We start from the raw sequence: 4,332 nt of genomic DNA, 5'->3' as shown, positions 1-4,332 counted from the left end.
GGGTATGAGCACTTTCAGGCTGAAGTTTAAATAGCCATGGTTTTAGAGATTCATAATCAAACATACAAGCCCGCCTCGATCAAAGAATAAAGTGACGCGATTATACTCAAAAAAGGATTAATAGGGGATTATTCTCCCAGTTTTCCTGCAAGACGGCGGTAGTTTTCAGAGGTTTCGAGAAGCTCACGGTGGGTTCCGCGAGCGATAATACTCCCCTCTTCGAAATACAAAATCAGATCGGCATGTTCAATCGTACTAAGGCGATGGGCGATGATGAGGGTTATTTTATCTTGAGCATAAGCATTTAAAGCACCTTGTATCCGTTTTTCACTTTCGTTATCCAATGCACTGGTCGCTTCATCCAATATGAGGAGTGATGCATGTTTATAGATGGCACGGGCAATAGCGATACGTTGGCGTTGACCACCTGAGAGGTTCGCACCGAACTCTTGCATTAGCGTATAGATTCCCTCCGGTAAAGCAGAAGCAAATTCCAGTGCATCCGCTTTTTGCAGAGCCTCTTTTACTCTCTCTTCATCGATCTCACTTCCGTAGGCGACATTGGCGGCTAATGTGTCTTGGAGGATGTAAACCCTCTGCGATACGGCGGCAATTTGGCTTCGTAGAGAGTTTTGAGTATAGGATTTTAGGTTATGATTATTTAGGGTAACGGTGCCTTCTGATGGATCATAAAAGCGTAGCAGTAGGTTGACTAATGAGCTTTTACCCCCACCGCTTTGTCCTACTAGCGCAACTGTTTGTCCTACGTTGATGGTTAGGTAAATATTTTGTAGGGCGAGTTTTTCACCGAATTTGAGGGAAACATGATCAAATTCGATCGATTGGACAGGTGTATTGAGGAATAGAGTACCGTCTTTGACCTCATTTTCGATGTCAAAAATCTGAAATACCCGTTCGCTGGCGGCTTGAGCGTCTTGAATTTTACTGTAAATAGCACTGACACGGCGAAGAGGTTGAAATACGAGTCCCACAGCGGTCAAAAATGCGGTGAATTCCCCAACACTCATTGCACCAGAATAAACTTGTTGTCCACCAACAAAGATAACGGCAGCCAAACCGACAGCTGCTATGATCTCCATCAGGGGAGAAACCAATTCACTCGTATAGGTTGTTTTCATATTGAGTTTAAAAAAGTGATCATTTTCATCTCGGAATTGTGTTACTTCATATTTTTCGGTTGCATTGGCTTTGATGATTTCACTGTTATTAAATACTTCGGTCAAACGGGTCATCAAATCGGCATTTTTTTCTTGAGAACGGTGGGAAAGTCGTTTGAGCCGACGGGTAATTTTAAGTAAGGGAAAGATGATCACTGGCATCACAAATAGTGCCCAAAAAGCGAGTGTGGCGTTGAGATAGATAACATAGCCGATGAGTGTAATAACGGTGAGGCTTTCACGAATTAGTTCAGGCATCATTGTAGAGACAAAATATTGGATACGGGCAATATCATTGGTAATTCGAGAAATGAGTTCACCGCTACGGTTAGTATAAAGAAACTGCATATCCATATGGACGATTTTATCCAGTAGATTTTCGCGTAAACGAGAAACAATATGCATTCCGATATACGTGTTATAAACTGCTTGAAGGTATCTACCGATGGATTTTATGATATAAATTCCTAGTAGTAAAGAAGGAATAATGTAGAGCATATTTGCTTCTTTTTTGATAAACATATTATCCATCAACGGTTGCATGATATGCGCTGTTCCTGCGGTAGCAGTAACGGTAAGTAATATACCGATAAGAACCATCATATATTGAAATTTATACCCTTTTATATAAGGCCAGTACCGTTTATAAATTTCGCTGAATTTCAATCTCGTATCTCCCAAAAAGTTCCATTGGTAGTATCCATGATTGAAACTCCCAATGTTGTAAGTTCATCGCGGAGTGCATCGGAAGCAGCAAAATCTTTGGCTTTTTTGGCTTCGGTACGCTGGACGATCAACGCATCAATTTTTGCTTTCGATGCTTCATCTAAACCAAATTGGAAGTATTCAAAAGGATTTTGCCCTCCGAATCCCAATACCGTCTCAATGGTTGCTAGGGATGAGAGGAGAATTTGGCGGTAAGCTTTATCTTTTGGGTTGGTATCGAGAGCTTCGTTGGCTTGCGAGATGAGTTCATCGATGAGGGCATAGGCGCGTGAGACGTTGAGATCATCCCCTAACGCTTCTAGAAGATTCTTTTTGAATGCGGTATCGATAAGCTCGGCAGTGAGTCCAAAGAGCCGTTTTTTGAGACGATAGAGTTTATCGAGCCGTTTTTTTGAGGCGATCAAATCCTCTTCGTTAAAGTTAAAATCTCCCCGATAATGGGTACTGAGGAGATAAAAACGGAGCACTTCGCCGTCATAGCTTTTGAGAGCGTCTTTGAGGAAAAAACTGTTTCCCAGACTCTTCGACATCTTTTCACCGTCGATGGTCACAAATCCGTTGTGCATCCAGTATTTAGCTAACTCGTGATTTGTTGCACAGCGGGTTTGCGCCGCTTCGTTTTCGTGGTGGGGAAAGAGGAGGTCGGCACCGCCGCCGTGGATGTCGATGGCGTATTCGCCGACATGGGGACTCACATATCGCTCGATCATAGCCGAACACTCCAAATGCCACCCCGGACGACCGCGACCAAACGGCGAATCAAATGCTACCCCCTCATCATGCACCGCTTTCCAAAGGGCGAAATCGGCTTCATTGCGTTTTTCGGAAACTCTCTCGACACGGCTGACGTTCTCCATACTTTGACGGTTGGAGAGGGAGAGGTAGCTTTTATCGCTTTGGGTATCGAAATAGATATCGCCGTTACTGATAGTATACGCGTGTTTGTTATCGAGGAGGTGTTGGATCATCTCGCTCATCGCATCGATCGATTCGGTCGCTTTAGGCTCTAATGTCGGCTTTTGGACTCCGATGGCCTCCATATCACGGGTGTACGCAGCCGTGTAGCGCTCTGCGATCTCGCTAGTGCTGATCCCTAACTCACGTGCTTTGTTGATGATTTTATCGTCGATATCGGTGATGTTACGGGCAAAGAGAACATCATACCCCTCCGCTTCGAGTACACGGCGGAGCAGATCAAACACCAAGGCACTCTTGGCATGTCCCAAATGGGCATCATCATAGACCGTCGGGCCGCAGACGTAGAGGGATACTTTCCCCTCTTGGAGGGGGATAAATGGTAGTTTTGTTTTTTGGACGCTGTCGTATATAGTCATGGGTTTCCTGCTAAATTATCGTATCAATTGTATCAAAAAGGTGTTTAAACTATAAAAAACTACTCCGAAACCGAGAGTTCCTAAGATAAAGTAGAGGCTAAAACGGCTTCTGAGGAGATCAAAAAAGATCTTCCATCCTACCGCTTGGATGGTGAGGATAAACTGCACCGCACCACCAATACTTCCCGCCAATGCCAAACCTGCCGCCCCCATGCTTTGCATCAAAATAACCGAGAAAATCAGATTGATAACGAGGGAGATAACGGCGATCTTCGCCGCTTTGAGGTGTTTGTGCTGGGCATAGAGGTACATCGAAAAGAGTTTCGCCAACCCAAAAGGGATTAGCCCCACCATATACATTTGCAGTACTCTAGCGGTATTGAGGGTATCTTCTAAATCAAATGCCCCCCGCTCAAATAACAGCCAAATGATCGGTTCCGCGAGTAAAATCCCCCCGAGTACGGATACCCCTAAAAGTGCGCTAAGGAGCCAAAACGATTTAAAGAGATTTTTATAGGCGAGTTCATCGTTCCCGTTGTTGATCGCTTTGGCAATCGTGGGGAAGAGGGCAGTGGTAATCGCCAGTGCGATGATCGCGAAAGGGAGCTGAAAAATACGGTTGGCGTAAAAGAGATACGACACCGACCCCGCCGCCAAAAATGAGGCGAGCGAGGTATCGATAAACGAGGCGATTTGCGCCGTGGAGTTCCCGACAACCGAGGGGAGAAAGAGTGATTTAAATTTCGATTCCTCTTCTTTGACATCTTTGATTTTACGATATTTCCACCCTCCGACGAGGATTTTCATCAGCCCTTGTTGGCGGATAGCGTAGAGGTGGGTAGCGACTTGAAGCACCCCTCCGATGAGGATAGAGAAACTCAGGGCATACACAATCGTTTGTGGGTCGGAGTTGGTAAAGAGGATCAGAGCGGCGATCATCGCGATATTGAGCCATACGGTCGAAAAAGCGGTGGTGAAAAAATGCTCTTTGTGTTGGAGTAAAGCCCCTAAAAAGGTGACGATAAAGATGAGGTCTAAATACCAAAAATTGATAGCGGTTAGCGGTGCCGTTTGGGAGATGAGATCATGCCCCC

3 protein-coding genes are annotated in these 4,332 nt (G+C 45.1%); all 3 read right to left on the bottom strand.

The window, feature by feature from the left end; translation table 11 throughout:
• Nucleotides 1-128: 128 nt before the first annotated feature.
• Nucleotides 129-1,844: an ABC transporter ATP-binding protein gene (locus WA010_RS12200; RefSeq protein ID WP_422557390.1), complete on the bottom strand. Its 1,716-nt coding sequence runs from the start codon at nt 1,842-1,844 to the stop codon at nt 129-131.
• Entirely contained in the window at nt 1,841-3,238 is a 1,398-nt protein-coding gene (gene cysS / locus WA010_RS12195; protein ID WP_422557389.1) for a cysteine--tRNA ligase, read from the bottom strand. The genes WA010_RS12200 and cysS overlap by 4 nt, the downstream gene beginning before the upstream one ends.
• A gap of 15 nt (nt 3,239-3,253) precedes the next feature.
• On the bottom strand, nt 3,254-4,332 hold a 1,079-nt coding region (locus WA010_RS12190), incomplete at its 5' end, for a lipid II flippase MurJ (RefSeq protein WP_422557388.1).

Source organism: Sulfuricurvum sp., assembly GCF_049305995.1.
Taxonomy (GTDB): Bacteria; Campylobacterota; Campylobacteria; order Campylobacterales; family Sulfurimonadaceae; genus Sulfuricurvum.
Note: the sequence above shows the minus strand (reverse complement) of the source record. Positions and strands in the feature narration are given on the sequence as shown.